At 44.3% G+C, this 20,181-nt stretch carries 15 protein-coding genes and 1 riboswitch; of the genes, 13 read left to right on the plus strand and 2 right to left on the minus strand.

The features are described 5' to 3' along the window. Positions 1-128 precede the first annotated feature (128 nt). A riboswitch (molybdenum cofactor riboswitch) is annotated at positions 129-267 on the plus strand. A 70-nt stretch (positions 268-337) separates the two neighbouring features. From GJV22_RS02255 to GJV22_RS02275, 5 genes are all read left to right on the plus strand, one after another. Next, positions 338-874 (plus strand): P-loop NTPase family protein, encoded by a 537-nt coding sequence (locus tag GJV22_RS02255; RefSeq protein ID WP_163708072.1) that lies wholly within the window; start codon positions 338-340, stop codon positions 872-874. After that, a complete protein-coding gene (locus tag GJV22_RS02260) occupies positions 856-2,046 on the plus strand; it encodes a molybdopterin molybdotransferase MoeA (protein ID WP_163708074.1) in 1,191 nt (396 codons plus the stop codon). The genes GJV22_RS02255 and GJV22_RS02260 overlap by 19 nt, the downstream gene beginning before the upstream one ends. Next, positions 2,030-2,827 (plus strand): GTP 3',8-cyclase MoaA, encoded by a 798-nt coding sequence (locus tag GJV22_RS02265; protein ID WP_163708077.1) that lies wholly within the window; start codon positions 2,030-2,032, stop codon positions 2,825-2,827. Before GJV22_RS02260 ends, GJV22_RS02265 begins: the two co-directional genes overlap by 17 nt. Before the next feature lie 75 nt (positions 2,828-2,902). Then, a complete protein-coding gene (moaC, locus tag GJV22_RS02270) occupies positions 2,903-3,355 on the plus strand; it encodes a cyclic pyranopterin monophosphate synthase MoaC (RefSeq protein WP_163708080.1) in 453 nt (150 codons plus the stop codon). A gap of 11 nt (positions 3,356-3,366) precedes the next feature. Further along, positions 3,367-4,302 carry an MOSC domain-containing protein gene (locus GJV22_RS02275; protein WP_163708084.1) on the plus strand — a complete coding sequence of 312 codons (936 nt, stop codon included), beginning with the start codon at positions 3,367-3,369 and terminating at the stop codon, positions 4,300-4,302. A 50-nt stretch (positions 4,303-4,352) separates the two neighbouring features. Here GJV22_RS02275 and GJV22_RS02280 read toward each other — a convergent pair whose 3' ends face one another. Both GJV22_RS02280 and GJV22_RS02285 read right to left on the minus strand, forming a co-directional pair. After that, positions 4,353-5,567: a S8 family peptidase gene (locus tag GJV22_RS02280; RefSeq protein WP_163708086.1), complete on the minus strand. Its 1,215-nt coding sequence runs from the start codon at positions 5,565-5,567 to the stop codon at positions 4,353-4,355. Positions 5,568-5,697: 130 nt separating this feature from the next. Further along, the gene (locus tag GJV22_RS02285) at positions 5,698-10,080 is read right to left on the minus strand and encodes a hybrid sensor histidine kinase/response regulator transcription factor (protein WP_163708089.1); all 4,383 of its coding nucleotides are present in this window, start codon (positions 10,078-10,080) and stop codon (positions 5,698-5,700) included. A gap of 282 nt (positions 10,081-10,362) precedes the next feature. Between GJV22_RS02285 and GJV22_RS02290 the strand changes: the two genes are divergently transcribed. From GJV22_RS02290 to GJV22_RS02325, 8 genes are all read left to right on the plus strand, one after another. Beyond that, complete coding sequence (locus tag GJV22_RS02290) at positions 10,363-11,790, plus strand: glycoside hydrolase family 28 protein (RefSeq protein ID WP_163708091.1); 1,428 nt, start codon at positions 10,363-10,365, stop codon at positions 11,788-11,790. A 37-nt stretch (positions 11,791-11,827) separates the two neighbouring features. Then, positions 11,828-13,051: a DUF4861 family protein gene (locus GJV22_RS02295; RefSeq protein WP_163708094.1), complete on the plus strand. Its 1,224-nt coding sequence runs from the start codon at positions 11,828-11,830 to the stop codon at positions 13,049-13,051. A 171-nt stretch (positions 13,052-13,222) separates the two neighbouring features. Continuing rightward, positions 13,223-14,599 (plus strand): glycoside hydrolase family 28 protein, encoded by a 1,377-nt coding sequence (locus GJV22_RS02300; protein WP_163708098.1) that lies wholly within the window; start codon positions 13,223-13,225, stop codon positions 14,597-14,599. Between the two features lie 69 nt (positions 14,600-14,668). Continuing rightward, on the plus strand, positions 14,669-15,658 hold the full coding sequence (locus GJV22_RS02305) for an alpha/beta hydrolase (RefSeq protein WP_163708101.1): 990 nt from the start codon (positions 14,669-14,671) through the stop codon (positions 15,656-15,658). Beyond that, the gene (locus GJV22_RS02310) at positions 15,655-17,277 is read left to right on the plus strand and encodes a glycoside hydrolase family 43 protein (protein ID WP_163708104.1); all 1,623 of its coding nucleotides are present in this window, start codon (positions 15,655-15,657) and stop codon (positions 17,275-17,277) included. The genes GJV22_RS02305 and GJV22_RS02310 overlap by 4 nt, the downstream gene beginning before the upstream one ends. Positions 17,278-17,364: 87 nt before the next feature. Next, positions 17,365-18,132: a rhamnogalacturonan acetylesterase gene (locus GJV22_RS02315; RefSeq protein WP_163708107.1), complete on the plus strand. Its 768-nt coding sequence runs from the start codon at positions 17,365-17,367 to the stop codon at positions 18,130-18,132. Between the two features lie 187 nt (positions 18,133-18,319). Next, positions 18,320-19,201 (plus strand): AraC family transcriptional regulator, encoded by an 882-nt coding sequence (locus GJV22_RS02320; protein WP_163708110.1) that lies wholly within the window; start codon positions 18,320-18,322, stop codon positions 19,199-19,201. Positions 19,202-19,436: 235 nt separating this feature from the next. Further along, entirely contained in the window at positions 19,437-20,153 is a 717-nt protein-coding gene (locus tag GJV22_RS02325; RefSeq protein WP_163708112.1) for a pirin family protein, read from the plus strand. Positions 20,154-20,181: the final 28 nt, after the last annotated feature.

Consider the following 20,181-nt stretch of genomic DNA (forward strand, 5'->3'; position numbering starts at 1 on the left):
ACGATTAAGTTCCACAGATGCTTAAAAGATTGGCTCAAACATGTGTGCAACATTGTTGTTTTATAACAGCAGTTAAAATCATTCTAAATTGATTTCAACCGAATCAATAGATATAGATATTTCTATATTTGCATAATGACTCCGAGTTTAATCGGCTAAGTGCATGGCATAAGCTTATTAATCCGATGGGTTAAACGGGAAACCGATTAGCCTCCCGATTTCGCCAGTGGGCGAATGACTTTGGAAAGGAGAAGACAATGGCTCAAATTGAATAGTATAAATTGCCTGAAATTCCCCTTTTCATTATATTATGAATTGGGGATTTTCTTTTTTACACATGAAACAAAAATGGTCAAACATATTATTGATTGCAGGATCCGGACAGAACTCCGGAAAGACCACATTCATTTGCCGGCTTCTTGAGAGCTTGTCCGACTATCGACCAATTACAGTGAAAATTTCGCGGCATTTTTACGAACCAACGCCAGGCTTGAAAGCTTTAGTCGACGAAGAAAATTACCAACTGTTTGAAGAAACGAACCTGGAAACCCGGAAGGATAGTTCGCGCTATTTACAACACGGAGCCACCAGATCCTTTTACATTCAGGCCCGGGACCAACAGTTGCAACTGGCATTTATGGCTTTGCTTCCGTACCTTGAAGCGGAGCAGCCGATTTTGATCGAATCAGCCGCAATGCATCACATCATCGATGCCGGCCTGTTTATTCTTATTATCCGCGAAGACGGGGAACAAAAACCATCAACCGAAATCAATAAAAAAGTTGCCGATCTGTTGATCTATTCCGATGGACAGCAGTATTCTCCGACACCCGATCACCTAATTTTTGACAGCGAATGGAAAATAAAATCCTAAATAACTTACAACAAGCGATCGAGCTGGCATTCGAAAAAGCAAAGGTTTTGCCAACCGAGCAAGTTCACTTCCTGGAATCTGCCGGAAGAATTTTGGCTCAGGATGTCTATTCCGACGTCAACATGCCCCCCTTCAACAAATCGGCCATGGACGGTTATGCCTGCCGAAAAGAAGATTTGGGAGCATGGTTGCAAATGCTCGAAGTTATACCTGCCGGCCAGCCTCCTCTTCATACAATAGGCGCAGGTCAATGCTCTAAGATCATGACCGGCGCAGCTGTCCCCAAAGGAGCCGACACGGTTTTCATGGTAGAACAGAGTGAAGTAAACGGAAGCCAAAAGGTACGATTCACTGGCAGCAAAACGAACAGCAATATTTGCCTTTTAGGCGAGGATGTAACAACCGGCGAGCGGGTTCTGACGTCCGGCACACGGATCAAAGCTCAGCACATTGCTATGCTGGCAGCGGTCGGTTGCACCAAGCCCGAAGTTTATCAAAAACCGAAGGTGGGAATAATTTCTACCGGGTCGGAATTGGTGGAACCCGACGTATTTCCACAAGCATCGCAAATACGGAATTCAAACGGGCATCAAATGAATATTCAGGCACAGGAATGTCTTTGCGTGGTCAACTATTACGGCACCGTTGAAGATGACGAACAAGCCACCTTTGACCTGATCAAACGATCAACAGCAGAAAACGACGTCACGCTCATTTCCGGAGGGGTGTCGGTGGGTGATTTTGACTATGTCCCTGAAATCATCCGCCAATTGGGGTTCGAGATTCTTTTCAACAAAATAGCTGTTAAGCCCGGCAAACACACCACTTTTGCTTTCAATCAAAACAAATATATTATCGGCCTTCCCGGGAATCCGGTATCGTCATTCATTCAGTTTGAAATTTTTGCCAAGCCATTCCTCTTGAAATTGATGAACTTTTCAACTTCTGAAATCAAAATTCCCCTCCCCTTGGCTTCCGACTACGAGCGGCGAAAGTCAGATCGGGAAGAATTTATTCCAGTTAAAATCAATGCCAAAAATGAAGTCGAAACCATTCGCTATCATGGTTCGGCCCATATCCATGCCTACCACGAAGCATACGGATTTATGACTATTCCTGAGGGTATTCGGTTAATCAAAAAAGGAGAAACAGTTTATGTACGACCATTATAAACGACCGATTAACTATCTCCGGATCTCAGTGACTGATCGCTGCAACCTGCGATGCAATTATTGCATGCCGACTGATGGCGTCAAACTCATGAGCCTTGACGATATCCTTTCGTTTGAAGAGATCGAGGACTTCACTCGTCTGGCTGTGTCGAAAGGGATCAACAAAGTGCGCTTGACCGGAGGAGAACCTCTGGTGCGAAAAGATATCATAACACTCGTAAAAAGGTTGGCTGCAATTGAAGGATTGGAAGATTTGTCGATGACAACAAACGGGATTTTACTGGAGCAATTTGCAGGGGAATTAAAAGCTGCCGGCTTGAAGCGGGTCAACATTAGTCTCGACACAGTTAATCCAGATCGCTATTGCGAAATTACCAGAACCGGGAATATTCAGCAAGTATTTAAAGGTATTGAGTCCGCTCAAAAAGTCGGTTTCGATCCAATCAAAATTAACTGTGTACTGCTGGCTGAGCCGGATGAAGAAATCCTCCGACTGAAACAATATTGTACCGCCAATAAACTAGACCTGCGTTTCATTCACCAAATGGACTTACAAAATGGTGAATTCTCAAAGGTTGAAGGTGGCGAAGGGGGTAACTGCAACCGCTGCAACCGGATTCGTTTGCTGGCTAATGGCGACGTCAAACCCTGTTTATTCAGTGATTTGGCTTATAACATCCGTCAAGTGGGTCACGAAAAAGCACTCGACTTGTCTATCGCGAATAAACCCAAATCGGGAACATTCAACAAATCGGGGGAGTTTTATAATATCGGAGGCTGAGTAGGAAGTGCTCACTAATCAGCAATATAAATTGCTTTTGTCTGCGTAATTTGAAATTTAGAATTTGGAGCTTTTATGAAAAAACTAACACATATCGACGAAGCCGGAAGAGCCAATATGGTTGATGTTGGAAACAAAAACCAACAAAGCCGATCGGCAACTGCGGAAGGATTTATCTCACTGAATGACGAAACCATCAGGTTGATTCAGGACAATCAACTCAAAAAAGGCGATGTGATTACTTTAGCTGAAATCGCTGGTATACAAGCTGCGAAAAGAACCAGTGACCTCATCCCGTTATGCCACACACTGCTGCTAACCAAAGTTGAAGTACATTGTGAATTACAGGACAAGGGCATCACGGCCAGATGCACGGCCAAATGTATCGGCCAAACCGGAGTCGAAATGGAAGCGCTTACTGGGGTTCAAGTAGCCTTGCTCACCATTTATGATATGTGCAAAGCAGTCGACAAAGCGATGGTTATTTCCAATGTCCGATTACTCGAAAAAACGAAAACAGACCTTTAAAGCCAACTAAAATGACAACCAATATTACTGTTCGTTCCGTCAATATTTCCGAAAAAAAAGGAACCATTAAGAAGCCAGTACCTCAAATTCAGCTTACCGAAATCGGCGTTGTGGGCGATGCTCACTCCGGCAATTGGCACCGGCAAGTGAGCTTACTCGCCAAAGAAAGCATCGAAAAGTTTTCGGAAGAAGCAGGACGAAACATCGCCTTTGGCGAATTCGCCGAAAACATCACAACCGAGGGCTTACTATTGCATACCACTAAACCATTGGATCGTTTCATTGGCAAAGGAATTGAACTGGAAGTCACCCAGATTGGCAAAAAATGCCATGGCGACAACTGTTCCATTTTTCGTGAAGTTGGAAACTGCGTGATGCCCAAGGAAGGGATTTTTGCCCGGGTTGTCCGTTTGGGAAGTTTAAAAGCAGACGAACGATTGGAATATCAACCTAAAATTATCCGTATCAAAATTATCACACTGAGCGATCGTGCCAGCCGCGGAGAATACGCGGACAAAAGCGGCCCGCAAATAAAAAACCTCAGTCATAAATATTTTGAGCAAATCAACCGGCAGGTGAGCTTCGAGCAGAATTTAGTTCCCGACGAAGCCGACTTACTAAAAAGCAAAATTGAAGATGCTGTGAAATCCGGATTCGATGTCATTTTCACGACAGGTGGAACAGGAATCGGGCCCCGGGATATTACTCCGGAAACAATACAGCCGATGCTGGATAAGGAAATTCCCGGAATCATGGAACTCATCCGGGTGAAATATGGCATGCAAAAGCCCGCAGCACTGCTAAGTCGCGGAATTGCCGGGTTAATTGGCCGTACACTAATCTATTCTATGCCTGGAAGTGTGAAAGCAGTTACCGAATACTGCAATGAAATTCTTCCAACGATAGAGCATTCTCTATATATGATTTACGGTATCGACAGCCACTAAAAAATCCCGACTGGTATTGCCGGGATTCATTCAATTATATTTTCAGCTGATTAATGTACACCAATCAAATCCGGGTTGTCATCCAAATCCGAAGTTACAAATCCATCCGATTTAACGCTTCCCAATGCCAATATCCCCGCCATGTGGGGAGCGGCCATCGAGGTTCCGCTTAAAGTTGCATAACCTCCATCTTTGTAAGTCGAATAGATGCTGTATCCAGGTTCGCAATAGTCAATCGGCGGATTGCCGTAGTTCGAGAAGTAAGCAAACTTATCATTGATATCCATGGCCGAAACCGTGTAAATATTAGCGTGGTTTGCCCGAGCCGGCGAATGCTTGTTGGCATCATCCGATTCATTTCCGGCAGCCAGCGCAAATTTAACACCCGATGTCGCCGCTGCAATCACGGCATTGTCCAGTGTGGTTGATCCGCCTCCACCCAAACTCATATTGGCGACATCTCCGTTCGCCGCGTTGTCTGCCACATAATCAACACCAGCTACAACTCCCGAAACCGTTCCGCTTCCACGTCGATTCAAAACCTTGACGGGCACAACTGTTGCTCCGGCAGCGACACCAATCACTCCAAAACCATTATTTAGAGCTGCTATCGTCCCGGCAACGTGAGTTCCATGGCCGTTTAAATCGTCGCCTTCCTTATCGGAAGTAAAATTGGCCGCCCGAGCCGCATCCACCTTTAAATCCGGATGATCAAAATCGACACCTGTATCAATTATCCACACGGTTTTTCCGGTGCCATCAACGCCACCATTAACACGGGTTATCCCCCAGGGAGTTTCTTGTGCCGGAGGAGTTGAACTGCCACCACCGTTGGGTTTTCCGCGATAGGCTTTGATCGGGCTCAAACTAATCACCTGATCTTCTTCAATAAGGGCAATGCTGGATTCACCTTCCATTTTTTTCAACTGCCCGGGTGGTATTTTAATTGAAAATCCTTGCAGTGCTGTTGCATACACATAACCGATTTCTCCGTCTGTTACATCCAGTTTCTTCAACAACCGGGCAACTGTTGCTGATACTTTTTCCTTTTTCTTACTGTAACCTGCTGTTTTGGAGAGCTCCGCATTTAGTTGCGGGTCATTTAGGGTGATAATGTAGGAAACTTTCGAAGCACTTGCCGACTTCAAATTCAACGCGTCGTCTGACGTTTCAACTTCCTCAACTGATTTTTCGCACGCATGCATGACTGCTGCAGCGACCAAGATACTGCACACAATCCCAAGGGTTCTAAGTTTTCTCATCATATCTAGGAATTTTGATTAATTAGATAAGCTAGTTATCCCACTCAACAACATATCAAGCTAGAAATGAAAACAATCCGAATTCCGGGAAAGTTCAATATTCTGTTATTCAACCCACATATAGGTATTCCTCTTATGCTTTTCCGTATTGGCTTGGCGGAACCTGATAGCGCTCCTTGAATTTTTTACTGAAGTATTTCAAATCGTTAAAACCGGATAAATAGGCTGCTTCAGAAACATTATACCCGCCGGAGCTGAGATACTGAGCAGCAATTTGGAGTTTGGTATTTCGAAGGAATTCAACCGGGCTCATTCCGGTTAGTGTTTTCACTTTGTTGTAAAATACGGTTCGCCCCAACGCCGTTTCTTTCACCAACGCATCGACATTGAAGTCGGAATCCTGGCAATTATCGGTTATCAGGTTCACCAGCGATTTCAAAAACTCTTCGTCCTTATTCGTAATTTTAATATTCCCCTGGAATGGATTATTCTTACTAACGTAGTCCAGCACATTTTGCCGCTGCCGAAGCAAGTTTTGAACAACACTAATCAAATATTCGGAATTGAAAGGCTTGATTACGTATGCTTCAGCTCCGGATTCAATTCCTTCAATCTGTGAATCAACAGCTGATTTGGCAGTCAGCATGACTACCGGAATATGGCTCAACTCGAAGTCCTGCTTGATCTCTCTGGTCATCTGAATACCATCCATAACCGGCATCATCAGGTCGGTGACCACCAGATCGGGATGTTTTTCACGGACAAGTTGCAAACCTTCTTCTCCATTTGAAGCGTGTATAATTTTAAACGAACCGTTCAAAAATGAAGCAATATACTGTCGAATATCCGCCTGATCTTCCACAAGCAATACGGTATACTTTTGTGTTGCGATTTGAGAATCATCCGATTGCTCAGAAGACAGTTGAACATTCTCCTCCAACTCTTCGCTATGCGAAACCGGTCGGGTCTGATCTGCCGGTTTGTAATTGAGTTCACCCGCTGTAAAATGGCGATTCCCCTGCTTCAAGCTTACCGTAAAAATACTCCCCTGCCCTTCGGTGCTTTGCACTTCAATATTCCCCCGGTGCAACTTCATCAGCTCGAAAGAATAAGCCAGTCCAATACCACTCCCGCTATATTCTGAGTTCTCATCAGATAGCGCAGTAAAACGCTGAAAAAGCATTGGCATTTTATTTTTGGCAATTCCCTTTCCTTCATCTTCAACCAAAATACGGACCTCTTTTGCCTTTCCATCTGTTTCAATACGCACAGAAATCCGCTTCCCTTCAGGTGTGAATTTAAAGGCATTCGACAACAGATTAAACAGAACCGAGTCCATTTTTTCCTGATCAATCCAAACATTCACCGACTCCAAATTATCAGGTAATTCAAATTGAATGTGCCGCTGTTCGGCAAGCTGATCAAAATTTTGCCCAATTTCACGGACAAAGGCAACCAAGTCCACTTCACTCAATTTCAGCTTCATTTTTTGATTCTGTACCTTCCGGAAATCAAGGAGCTGGTTAATCAACCGCAACATCCGCTTCCCGTTACTGCTCATCATCTCGATGGGGTGTTTAACCGAATCGGGCAGATTGCTCATTCGCTTCAAATCTTCCAAGGGTCCCAAAACCAAGGTTAGCGGTGTTCGAATCTCATGCGAAATATTGGTAAAGAATTTCAGTTTGATCTCATTTACCTTGCGTTCAACCTTCAGGTCGGTACTGAGGCGGTTATATTTAACGAAGATGCGTCGCGAAACTTCAAAAACCAGTATCGCCAGAATGAAGTAAATGATGTAGGCCAGATTCGTTCGCCACCAGGGAGGCAAAATTGTAATGTGCAATGACTTGGGCGTATCAGACCAGGTTCCGTCCCAATTGGCTGCCTTTACCTTGAACGTATATTCTCCGGGAGACAAGTTGGTATAACTGGCCTTGCGCTCGTTGCGCACATCATACCACCTATTGTCGAAACCTTCGAGAGTGTATGAATACTGATTCTTGAGCGGGTCGAAATAGCTCAAAGCTGCATATTCGATGCTAAAGCTCGACTGATCGTATTTCAGGACAATATCGTTTGTGAAGTTGATATGTGCTTTTAGAGGCGAATTGTCGTCCTTGTAATCTACTTCCTGATTAAAGAGCGAGAAAGACGTAAAAACAACCGGAGGCTGAAAATTTTGCTTCGTCACTTCATTCTCGGTCACAATCAACAAACCATCCAGAGTTCCGAATAATAACCGACCATCCTTCAACTTATAGCAGGTGCCCTCTGAAAAATTGCTGCACATCAGCCCATTGTTCGTGTCGTAGTTTTCAAATTCGCGCGATTGAATATTGTACCGGGAAATACCGTTCTCGGTGCTTAACCACAAATCTCCTTTGTCGCCTTCCAAAATACCAAAAACAGCATCGTTGATTAATCCTTCCTGTTTGCTTTCGTGACTAAAAATCACTTCATCATCCGAATTCTGCATGATGCGGTTCAGACCTCCACCAAAGGTTCCCAACCACATGCGATGCGTTTCATCTTCATACAAATAAATAAGGTCGTTATAACTCAGACTGCGATCGTAATTGACATCGTAGAAGTAAGTATTGAATTGCGGGTTTGGATCTGTAATTGAACTAACCAACTCATTCAAACCAAAAGTTGTTGCTACCCAAATGGTTCCGCCCAGATCTTCCAAAATGTAGCGAACTTCGTTGCTGGAAAGATTGCTGTTCTCTGTAGAAATATTGGTAAACCGCAAATGCTCCGAGCTGGGATTATCAATCACGTCAATTCCGCTTCCGTAGGCTCCAACCAATATCCGCCCTTCCTGATCTTGAGTGATGCTGTAAATGTAGTCGTTTGAAAGGGATTGCTTATTCCCTTCCTCATGGCGATAAATATGAAAGGACAGTTCATTGTAATTCCGGTAATTTTGAAGTGGGCGCCGGCTGCGCGCCAATCCCCCGCCTTTCGATCCCAACCAAATGTATCCCTGCTCATCCTGCAAAATAGTATACACATTAAATCGACGCAAACGTCCATGTTCCGTTGGAATACCATCGTATTTATGGACCAGTTCAAATTCGGTGTTATAGATATATAATCGGCCCGATTTTGTTGCCAACCACACATTTTCCCGGTTATCTTGCCTAATGGCGCGAATGACATTATCCGTCAAGCTCGTCACTTGTTTTTCAACTTTTAATTGCCGAAACATCGGGTTGGCAGGAATGGCTTTATTAACCCCCGCATTGAACTGTCCGGTTCCCACCCAAATTAACCCCGAATGATCCTGAGCAACGCAATAGGCAATGTCCGAGCTGAGGGAATTGGGATCGTTGGGATCGTTGCGGTAAAAACGAAAGGAATCGCTCTCCTCATCATAAACCCCCAAGCCACCACCGTGAGTCGCTACCCACAAGTTCGAGTCCCGATCTTCGAACAGGTATTGGCGCTGCAAATCCACCAATGTCTGGATGTCTCTCGGCACCAATTCATAAAAAACAGCCTTTTCAAAATCTGACGTTATCCGGGTAATTCCGAAATCATCGGTCGTTACCCAAAAGCTTCCATTCGAGGCTTCAAAGACGTCAACAATTGTTTGACCATCCATGTAATGACGAATCAGCTTACCATTTTCTTCGCATACAAAAAGTCCGCTGCTCTTTGTGCCAACAATCAACTTACCAGTGTCGCTTAGCTTCACGAGCGTCACCACATCATTCAATCCCTCCACGGGCAATGGCTCCATCTTTTCCTGCTGCAAATCCATTCGAACCAAGCCACTCATTTGAGAACCAAAATAAAGGTGCCGTTCATTCGCCACACCACAGGTAATGTTCACCCCTTTGGAAAAAACCTGTGGACTTTTCAACTGATCCCCGGAATAGCTGTCTCTGTTATAAAAATTCAATCCCGCCTTTGTTCCAATCCAGATCCCTGAGTCCCGGTCGGCCAAAATAAAATTGACCATTGAATCGGAGATACCCCTGTCAGTGCCTTTTTCAATCACACTGAACTCGTATGTCCCCTGCTCATTACCGGGCGCCGTTAAGCGATAAATTCCGGCATTATTACTTCCCAGCCAAATCTCGTTATCCAACTCCAGGAAAGAGGTAATTTTTGTATTTCTGGGATTTCCCGGCTCTGTTGTTGGCGGAAAAGAATAGAATTTCTCGGTTCGCAAATCCAGGTAATGGTAATGCCCGTCATGCGAAGCAAGCCAAATTAAACCGCGCTTGTCTTCCCAGATATTTACAATCCTGTTATTGGTGAGCGAAAACGGATTATTGTATTGAGTTTTGTATATCTTGAATTCATAACCATCGTAACGATTCAGACCGTCCATGGTTCCAAACCACATGTAACCGCGGCTATCGCAAAATATACTTTGCACCGAATTCTGCGATAAACCATCGTTGGTATTTAGCACTTCAAAATGCTCAACCTCAACAGCCCTGACTGAGCTACTGAAAGCAGAAATAAAAACAAGGAATAAAAGACTGAGAATTTTCTTCACGCCTAACAAATTTTGGGAGCTCCAAAGTTGGTAAAAATCAACTCGCCTGCAAAAATAAACGACCTAAAATACAATCGTTCCTTCAAGCTGCATTCGCATTCAGCAAACGCGTTACCAATGCCTTAGAACAGCCGGAATAACAATTCACCCCCCAATAACGGTCAATTTATCGCCAATAAAAACAAGGGGTAACAGCTATGTTTGCATACGATTCGAAAACAAAGGTGAAAACGAGGTCGAAACAGAAACAAAAGATTCAGTAGAACAATTTATTATCAGACTATGAAATCAGTAAAGTTTATTTTAGCAATTGTATTATTCTCCAGCCTCAGTTGGTCGGCAAATGCCATTCAGGATGAGAAAAAGTGGGCAGAGATTTACGAAATAATTGACAATATTAAAGAACCGGTTTTCCCGGACAAAACATTCAATATCGAGGAATTTGGTGCCAAAGCTGACGGCACAACCCTCAACACGGACGCCATCAACAACGCCATTATTGCTTGTAGCAAAGCCGGTGGTGGCACTGTTCTCGTTCCTAAAGGTACGTTCCTTACAGGAGCAGTTCATTTAAAAAACGATGTCAATCTGCATATTTCGGAAGATGCAACACTGAAATTCTCGACCAATCCGAAAGACTATCTACCACTTGTTCATACCCGCTGGGAAGGAAACGACGTGTTCAATTACTCACCGCTCATTTATGCAAACGGACAAAATAACATTGCCATTACCGGAAAAGGAACGTTAGACGGTCAAGGTTCAAAAGACGCTTGGTGGCCATGGAAAGGAATAGATGCATACGGATGGGTTAAAGGTACACCAAGCCAGTTAGACAAAACAGGTCGTCCGTTGCTGGACAAATGGGAAAGCGAAGAAGCTCCTTTATTTGAGCGTCAGGCCGGTGAAGGTCACTACCTGCGTCCTCAATTCATCAGCTTCATTCATTGTACTTCGGTTAAAATGGAAGACTTCAAAATCACTCGTTCCCCGTTCTGGGTGATCCACCCTATTTTGTCGAAAGATGTGATTATTCGCGGTGTTCATATCGAAAGCCTTGGACCAAACTCTGATGGTTTCGACCCTGAATCATGCAAGAACGTGTTGGTTGAAAACTGTATTTTCGATACCGGCGACGACTGTATCGCCCTGAAATCAGGACGAAATAAGGACGGTCGCAAGCCAAATGTACCTTGCCAAAACGTATTGGTGCGCAACTGTAAAATGATTGAAGGTCACGGTGGTATTGTATTGGGAAGTGAAATTTCGGCCGGATGTAGAAATATTTTTATCGAAAACTGCGAAATGAGCAGCCCCGATCTGGACCGTGCAATCCGTATAAAAACGAACAGTCACCGCGGTGGTGTTACCGATGGGTTTTACGCTCGAAATATTAGTGTAGGCCAGGTGAAGGATGCCGTTGTTCGGATCAACTGCTCGTACGATATCACCAGCGAAGGACAGGGAGAGTACTATCCAATGGTTCGCAACGTGTACATTTCGAACATAACAGCCGACATGTCTAAATCGGAAAGGAAAGCAAAATATGGCTTGCGTTTGGAAGGCATTGAAGGTGCAAATGCCGTGGAAAACATTTTCATCAGCGACTGTAAATTCGACGGTGTTGAAAAAGTGAGCCAGATTAGCGACGTTAAAAACTTACATATCGAAGAAACTTATATCAATGGTGAAAAAGTTGAACTAAATTAGTAGCCTCAACATAAATTCTAAACCAAAAATTAATCAAATGAATGCTCGTATTGTAATCTTCATTATGCTGATGGGCTTTCTGGCCTCCTGTTCCAAACCAGTTAGCGTAACGGTAACAAATCCGTTGGACGAACCAGTTAACGAATTAGTTACCGGGATAACCGCACCTGAAATCATTCAAGCAGCCGAAACCTTGAAATCATTCAAATTGATGGCCGGAACGACTGAAGTTCCTTACCAGGTGATTAAAGACGGCGACCAGATCGGTTCAATTCTTGTTCAACTTGATTTAGAAGCCGGTGCCACAAAAACACTGACGCTGAAAAAAGCAGAACCTGCTGTATTTCCAAAGAAAACGCAGGCCGAAATCTCGATTAAAGAAGGTGGCGTTTGGGAATGGGTGAAAAAGAAAAACGGAAATGAGCAATACGAATACATCGGTGGAACATGGAAACATGTAAACTCGCTTTGGGTTGATGAAAAACACACCGACCACTCGTTTGATATTCGCTACGAAGGTCCGGGATGGGAATCCGACAAAATCGGCTACCGTTTCTACCTCGATTGGAGAAATGCTACGGACATTTTCGGTAAGAAAGTGGACACGATGGTGTTACAACAAGTTGGTCTCGATGGGTTCGATTCGTATCACGAAATGAGCGACTGGGGCGCTGACATCCTGAAAGTGGGAAAAGCCTTAGGTATTGGAACCATCGCACATTGGGCTGATGGACAGGCTAACCGGGTGGCAAAAACGGATAGTTTGTATTCTGAAGTAACACTGAACGGCAACCTGGAGTCGCAAGTAACCACCCTGTACAAAGGTTGGGAATTTGCCGATGGCAAAACCGATTTAACGTCCGTGTTAACGATTCGCGGAGGCAGCCATCTGACTAAATGCGAGTTAACCAGCAGCAATCCGATCGACAGTCTGGCAACAGGAATCATCACGTTACCCGATACTGAAGTATTCCAGTCGCCCGAAGGTGATGGAGAATGGGCCTACTTTGGAACATTCGGTGTACAATCACTCAATAAAGATCATTTGGGGATGTTCATCTTTTACAAAAAAGACCAGTTGGAATTGCTGACTCAGGATAAACTTAACCACGTGATTGTCATGAAACCTGAGAACCAGAAAGTGACTTATTACTTTGGTGGTGCATGGGAACTGGATGCTTCGCAAATGAATACTGCAGCGAAATTTGAGACTTTCTTAAATCACCAGCTTGCATTGCTGAACTCAGGTCTGATCGATTAGACCAAGCGCAAAAATTAAACAAAATAAATCGTACGATATCGAATTTGATATTGGAGGGGGAACATGTATAATAATTTTTGAATAAGCTTAATTAAGAAGATATTGACAAACCAGTGAAGTTGATTGTGGGGAATGAGGTTTGTCTATTCTTCTTTATTTAAAACCAACTCAATGAGATTAATCCTATTCACTTTGCTGCTTGCATTCCTGGCTTCCTGCCAAAGCAAACCGCTGCAACTCGACAGCAAAGAAGCAATTCTTGCCCGCATTATTCAACCTGAATTTCCTGACACCACATTCGTTGTGACTGATTTTGGAGCCCTCGGCGATTCGGTCTCAAATAATAAAGAAGCATTCGAGAAGGCCATCCAAACCTGTCATGAAGTTGGCGGGGGAACCGTTTTCGTTCCCGCCGGATATTGGTTCATCGACGGCCCCATTCATTTCGAGAGTAATATCAATCTCCATTTGGCTACAGGCGCCACTCTTCGTTTTGGTGCTACCCCTTCCTCCTATTTACCGGTCGTTAAAACCAGTTGGGAAGGAACGTTACTTTATAACTACAGCCCCTTAATTTATGCTTTCGGGAAAGAAAATATTGCGATCACAGGAAAAGGAACAATTGACGGCGAAGGCTCAAAAACGTTTGCGGGCTGGCACGGACAGCAAAAGGCCGACCAGCTGCTTAGCCGCGACATGAACCACGATAACACACCGGTTGAAGATCGGGTTTTCGGTGAAGGCCATTTCCTGCGACCACAACTCATTCAACTTTATGAGTGTAAAAATATTTTAATTGAAGGAGTGAAAATTGAAGATTCTCCTTTTTGGTGTATTCATTTGCTCATGTGCGAGAACGTCACTGTCAGAGGATTGAGCTACGACGCACAAAACAAAAACAACGACGGAATTGACCCCGAATATTCACGCGACATTCTCATTGAAAACATCACCTTCAATAACAACGACGACAACGTGGCTGTGAAAGCCGGCCGCGACAATGAAGGGAGAGCAATGCAACGCCCAAGCGAAAATATCATCATTCGCAATTGCCACTTCAAAGGATTGCACGCTGTTGTGATGGGAAGTGAAATGTCATCGGGAGTCCGCAATGTTTTTGTTGACGACTGTGATGCTGCCGGTTACCTGAAACGGGGTATTTACCTGAAGTCAAATCCCGACCGCGGTGGTGAAATTTCAAATGTCTTTGTTAACAATCTTCATCTTGGAGAAGTACTCGATTGCTTCATGGTTACCTCAAACTACCACAACGAAGGCAGCGAATTCCCAACGAATATTCATTCAGTTTATCTCAATAATGTTAGTTGTGAAAAAGCCACAAACTACGGAATCTATATCAAAGGGCACGAATTAAAAGCGGTGCATGGCTTTGTGATCAAGGATTTCAAAGTTGACAGTGCCGGTCGCGGTGTGCATGTTGAACATGCTGAAAACATCAAACTGGAAAACGTCACCGTAAATGGCCAGGAAATTGTATGGGATCCTGTGAAACTGAGTGAAAACGCAAGCAGCGACTACGACTATTAATAATTTAAGGCTTGATATGAAAAGAATCAATTTGAATCAACAGAACAAACCAGAACAGAAAAGCAAAGTATGAAAAATTTGACAATCGCACTTTTGATCACCCTGCTGATCCCGTTAGCTGGGTACAGTCAAAACGAATTTGCCCGCGACACGTCGTTCAGTATTCAATCAACCTGGCAAAAATTTAAAAAGCACTACCCCAATATCACCCCGATATCTGAAATTCAAAGCAATCAGTTTTTGAGCCTGCGTGACCAGGTTTACCGGGTTCGCGAAAACCGCATCTTACGAATGGACATCTTCATTCCGAACAAGAAACCTGATAAAAAACGGCCGTTGATCATGATGATTCATGGCGGCGGATGGCGGTCCGGAGATAAATCGCATTTGGTACCCTTGGCACAAAAACTAGCCATCGATGGCTATGTAACTGCCAGTGTTGAGCAGCGACTTTCTGCGGAAGCACTTTATCCCGCAGCCCCGTACGACTTGAAAGAAGCAATCCGCTTTTTAAAACACAATGCCGATATCTACGGAATCGACACTACCCGGATTGCCGTATTGGGAGCATCCTCAGGAGCCACAATGGCAAGCCTGATGACCACAACCGGAACGATCAACAAGTTCGACGACCCACAATCAGTCTATTCCAATAATACAGCAAAGGTACAAGCGCTAATCAATGTTGACGGAGTCGTCGACTTTACCGATCCCAATGAAAGTGCTAAAGATACCAATCCGGAAAAACCTTCTGCAGGAGCAATGTTCTTCGGTGGTACCTACAACGAAGTTCCGGAGAAATGGGTTGAAGCCTCCCCTATTCAATATGCCGGGAAAGACACGCCTCCAACACTCTACGTCAATAGTTCATTGCCGCGCTTCCATGCCGGTAGAGACGATTTTTTTAAGGTACTCGACCAATACAACACCTACCACGAGCAACATACCATTGAGGGTAGTCCTCACGCTTTTTGGCTTTTTCACCCGTGGTTCGATGAAACACACGTGTATATCCTGAACTTTTTAGATCACATCTTTCAATCAAACAATAAACTATGAAATTTAAGCATTTCTATTTTTTCCTGTTTCTATCATTTTTCGCATTGCAGCTCCAAGCGCAGACCTGGAATGCTGATCCAGGCAACGGAAAGTATAAAAACCCGATTCTATTTGCCGACTATTCCGACCCCGACGTTTGTCGCGTTGGTGATGACTATTATATGACTGCCTCAAGCTTTAATTGTGCTCCGGGCTTACCTATTCTTCACTCAAAAGATATGGTAAACTGGGAACTGATTGGTTATGCACTGGAACAGCAAGTTCCGGTAGATCACTTTAGCACTCCACAACACGGAAATGGCGTTTGGGCTCCGTCCATTCGTTACCACGAGGGTGAATTATACATCTACTGGGGTGATCCCGACTTCGGCATTTACATGGTAAAAACCAAAGATCCGGAAGGCCCGTGGAGTGAACCGGTATTGGTAAAAGAAGGTAAAGGCTTAATCGACTCTTGTCCGATTTGGACTGAAGATGGCAAAGCCTATCTATCGTATGCATTTGCCGGAAGCCGCGCTGGTGTAAAAACGGTGATCCTGATGACCGAAATGACCCCCGACGGAACAAAAACCATCGGTAACAGCGCGCTGGTATTTGATGGTCACAATGGCCATACCACCTGCGAGGGAACTAAATTCTATCAACATGGCGACTACTATTATATAATGGCTCCGGCTGGTGGTGTAAAACCTGGATGGCAGTTGGCTATGCGCTCAAAAAACATTTGGGGACCATACGAGATGAAGGTTGTTCTTCACCAAGGCGACAGCAACGTTAATGGCCCCCATCAGGGAGCATTGGTCGTTCAGGAAAACGGAGACAGCTGGTTCTACCATTTCCAGGATCGCTGGGCTTATGGCCGAATTGTTCACCTGCAACCCGTAACCTGGGTCGATGGCTGGCCTATTCCCGGGGTTGACAGTAACAAAGACGGAATTGGCGAGCCCGTTGCCGAATGGACCAAACCAAACGTTGGCAAAACTTATCCGGCTACTCCGTTAAAGACAACCGATGAATTCAACAGCCACGAATGGGGTTTGCAATGGCAATGGCAGGCAAATCCAACGGTTTACTTCGGCTACATGTCGGCCAGCTTGGGTTACTTACGCCTGAACTGTATTCAACAGCCGGAAGACTATGTGAGCCTGTGGCAACTGCCCAACCTGCTCCTGCAAAAGTTCCCGGCTCCCGATTTCACAGCAACAACCAAACTGACGTTCGCCAACCACGAAGAAGGTGATCGCACCGGGTTGCTCGTTATGGGTGAAGATTATGCTTATATTGGCTTGCAACAGGTCGACGGTAAGCTGAAATTGATTCAAAACAGCTGTAAAGATGCCCGTACCGGAGGCACTGAGGTAGAACATTCGGCAATCGATATCGATCAAAATGAGATTTACCTGCGGGTGACGGTAACGCACGTACCTAACAGCCCAACTCATGATGCCAAAGCTACATTTAGCTATAGCCTGAATGGCAAACGATTCAAAGACTTAGGGAATGAATTCGCACCGCGTGCAGGACGATGGATTGGCGCGAAAATCGGCTTATTTGCAACCAGCACAACCCACAGCAACGACTGTGGCTATGCCGATCTGGATTGGTTCCGGGTTGAATAAAAAAATAAGAACGAACAACGACATTAAACGCATGTACAAACGGGAAACCTTTTGGCCCCCCTTGGTACTTGAAACTAAATTTTCGATATGAAACTGAAATTATTCGCTTTTGCGGCCTTGGCGCTACTTTTCGGTGCATGCCAAAGCAGCCAGCAAAGCAACGAACAAAAAGAAGAAACTGAAAATGTCAAAATCTTCATGATTGGCGATTCAACAATGGCCAATAAAGAAGCCAACCGCAGACCTGAAACCGGTTGGGGAATGGTATTTAATGAATTCTTCAACGACAAAGTTGAAGTAGACAATCATGCCGTGAATGGCCGAAGCTCAAAAAGCTTTATTGGCGAAGGGCGCTGGGAAAAAGTGTACGAGCAGCTCAAACCCGGAGATTACTTGTTCATTCAGTTTGGACACAACGATCAGAAGTTTAAAAGTCCGGATCGTTACACCAACCCCTTTACAACTTATCGGGCCAACCTGGAACGTTATGTAACCGAAGCGCGCGACAAGGGAGCCATTCCTATTTTGTTGTCTTCTATTGTTCGTCGTAATTTCAATGAATACGGATGTCTGATCGACACCCACACCGATTATCCTTTAGTTACCCGCCTGGTTGCCAACGATATGGATGTTCCATTTATCGACTTGCAAAGGCTAACCGATTTCCGGGTAACGGAGCTGGGATCCGATGATTCGAAACAATTATACAACTGGCTTGCTCCGGGCGATAATCCCAATTATCCCAAAGGAGTACAAGATGATACACACCTGAACGTCAAAGGAGCGCACGAAGTGGCTCAAATGGTTATTAACGAGCTGAAGAAACAGGATATTCTGACTTCATATATCAAGTAATCCCTGTCACCTGATTGGAGAAGATGGCCGATAGCTTTTTGCTGTCGGCCATCTTTTTAGGCCTAACATACACCGTATTGGGGGGCTGTCTCTCCACATTCGCCGCTGCTGTTAACTCGGGAAACAAAAACTTTCGCGCTGTTTTCCTTGTTGTAAATCTCAGACGAATGATTATTTTTAGCGGACAATGCACACAGAAATCAGAACATACGGATTAATTGACAAACAAGGCCAATCGACAGATTTCATTCTAAAAAATATGGGTGAACTGTACGATTCTTTTGGTGGCCGCCCGGATGCTCCACACCGGCATGACTATTACACCATATTACTCATTGAGAAAGCCAAAGGTGCCCATTTGGTCGATTTTAAATCGTATGATCTGTTCGATCATTGTCTCTTCTTCATTTACCCGGGGCAAGTTCATCAACTCATTGCAACAAGCAAACCTAAAGGTTGGGTAATTAATTTCAGCCAGTTGTTCCTGGTGCAGAATAGTATTCCCGACCGAATGATCGATGATGTATACCTGTTTAATAAGCATGGCGAAACGCCACCGTTACCGGTTACCGAAGAAAACTTCCAGCATTATAAAGACATTATTCGGCAAATTGAGCAGTACAGCAGCCTGGATCCAGGCTACAAAAACGACGCGCTTGGGGCATTGCTGAAACTGATGTTAATCCAAAGCAATTCACATTGCTCCCTGCAAAAACAAAAAAATCCACAAACAGTAGAAGCGGGCAATCAACTGCTGCGTCATTTTAAAGAATTGATTGACCAACACTACAAAGAACTGCATAAGGTGAGCGACTATGCCGAAAAGTTGTCGGTAACCAGCGACTACCTCAACAAATCAGTGAAGTCAATTACCGGCAAATCGGCCAAAGAATTTATCCTCGAACGAATTCTGGTTGAAGCCAAGCGCGTTTTGCTATTTACTGAATCGACTAACAAAGAGCTGGCTTTTGACTTGGGATTTGAAGAACCTGCTCATTTCAGCAACTTCTTTAAAAAGTATACCAACGTATCGCCGATTGATTTCCGGAATACGGCGCGACAGTTCTAATTCCATTTCCGATTTGACATCATTGCCGCAATGCACGATCGCAGTTTTCAAACTATGGACTAGCTGTTTTTTCCCTTCCAACAGCCCTTTTTTGCCATAAATTCCATCGAAGAACGGATTTTTGCAATACCCCACCTGATTTTCGCAAATTAAAAGACATTTGCATCCTCTATCTTTGTACTATCAAATTAAAACAACGCCATCAGGCATTTGAACGAAAAGAAAGGACAAAGTCATGAAAACAATTTTGCACAAAGCCAACACAAGAGGACATGCCAACCATGGTTGGTTAAACTCCTACCACACTTTCAGCTTTGCCAATTATTACAATCCCGAGCGGGTTCATTTTGGTGCGCTGCGTGTGCTGAATGATGACACCATCGACGGGGGAACAGGTTTCGGAACACACCCGCACGATAACATGGAAATCATTTCCATCCCATTATCCGGAGCGTTGGAACACAAAGACAGCATGGGAAACACCGCTGTAATTGAATCCGGAGAAGTACAGGTAATGAGCGCCGGAACCGGAATCTTTCATTCCGAATACAATAAGAATAAAGATATTCCCGGCAAATTTCTTCAAATCTGGGTTTTCCCGAATAAGAAGAATGTGACGCCTCGCTACGACCAGATTTCAATCCGCGATTTGGAAAAAGAAAACGATTTCTTTCAAATCCTCTCTCCCAATCCGGAAGAACCGGGGGTATGGGTTCACCAGCAAGCCTGGTTCAGCTTGGGCAATTTCACAGCCGACACGAAGGCTACCTATCAACTTCACAGCGAAAACAGCGGCTTGTACGTTTTTGTACTGAAAGGGAAAGCAGAAGTAGCCGGTAACGAACTGAGTGATCGCGATGGTCTGGGAATTTGGGAAACAACAGCGGTTGAATTTAACGTTGAAAAGAACACCCAACTCTTATTGATGGAAGTCCCAATGAATTTGAATTAATTAAAATAGAAAATAAATTATAATCCTT

This window comes from Mangrovibacterium lignilyticum (assembly GCF_010882175.1).
Lineage (GTDB): Bacteria > Bacteroidota > Bacteroidia > Bacteroidales > Prolixibacteraceae > Mangrovibacterium > Mangrovibacterium lignilyticum.

What these genes read in the sequence shown, in the direction of transcription:
- GJV22_RS02255 (WP_163708072.1), top strand. Translation starts at nt 338, where the DNA reads ATGAAACAAAAATGGTCAAACATATTATTGATTGCAGGATCCGGACAG.
- GJV22_RS02260 (WP_163708074.1), top strand. Translation starts at nt 856, where the DNA reads ATGGAAAATAAAATCCTAAATAACTTACAACAAGCGATCGAGCTGGCA.
- GJV22_RS02265 (WP_163708077.1), top strand. Translation starts at nt 2,030, where the DNA reads ATGTACGACCATTATAAACGACCGATTAACTATCTCCGGATCTCAGTG.
- moaC (WP_163708080.1), top strand. Translation starts at nt 2,903, where the DNA reads ATGAAAAAACTAACACATATCGACGAAGCCGGAAGAGCCAATATGGTT.
- GJV22_RS02275 (WP_163708084.1), top strand. Translation starts at nt 3,367, where the DNA reads ATGACAACCAATATTACTGTTCGTTCCGTCAATATTTCCGAAAAAAAA.
- GJV22_RS02280 (WP_163708086.1), bottom strand. Translation starts at nt 5,567, where the DNA reads ATGATGAGAAAACTTAGAACCCTTGGGATTGTGTGCAGTATCTTGGTC.
- GJV22_RS02290 (WP_163708091.1), top strand. Translation starts at nt 10,363, where the DNA reads ATGAAATCAGTAAAGTTTATTTTAGCAATTGTATTATTCTCCAGCCTC.
- GJV22_RS02295 (WP_163708094.1), top strand. Translation starts at nt 11,828, where the DNA reads ATGAATGCTCGTATTGTAATCTTCATTATGCTGATGGGCTTTCTGGCC.
- GJV22_RS02300 (WP_163708098.1), top strand. Translation starts at nt 13,223, where the DNA reads ATGAGATTAATCCTATTCACTTTGCTGCTTGCATTCCTGGCTTCCTGC.
- GJV22_RS02305 (WP_163708101.1), top strand. Translation starts at nt 14,669, where the DNA reads ATGAAAAATTTGACAATCGCACTTTTGATCACCCTGCTGATCCCGTTA.
- GJV22_RS02310 (WP_163708104.1), top strand. Translation starts at nt 15,655, where the DNA reads ATGAAATTTAAGCATTTCTATTTTTTCCTGTTTCTATCATTTTTCGCA.
- GJV22_RS02315 (WP_163708107.1), top strand. Translation starts at nt 17,365, where the DNA reads ATGAAACTGAAATTATTCGCTTTTGCGGCCTTGGCGCTACTTTTCGGT.
- GJV22_RS02320 (WP_163708110.1), top strand. Translation starts at nt 18,320, where the DNA reads ATGCACACAGAAATCAGAACATACGGATTAATTGACAAACAAGGCCAA.
- GJV22_RS02325 (WP_163708112.1), top strand. Translation starts at nt 19,437, where the DNA reads ATGAAAACAATTTTGCACAAAGCCAACACAAGAGGACATGCCAACCAT.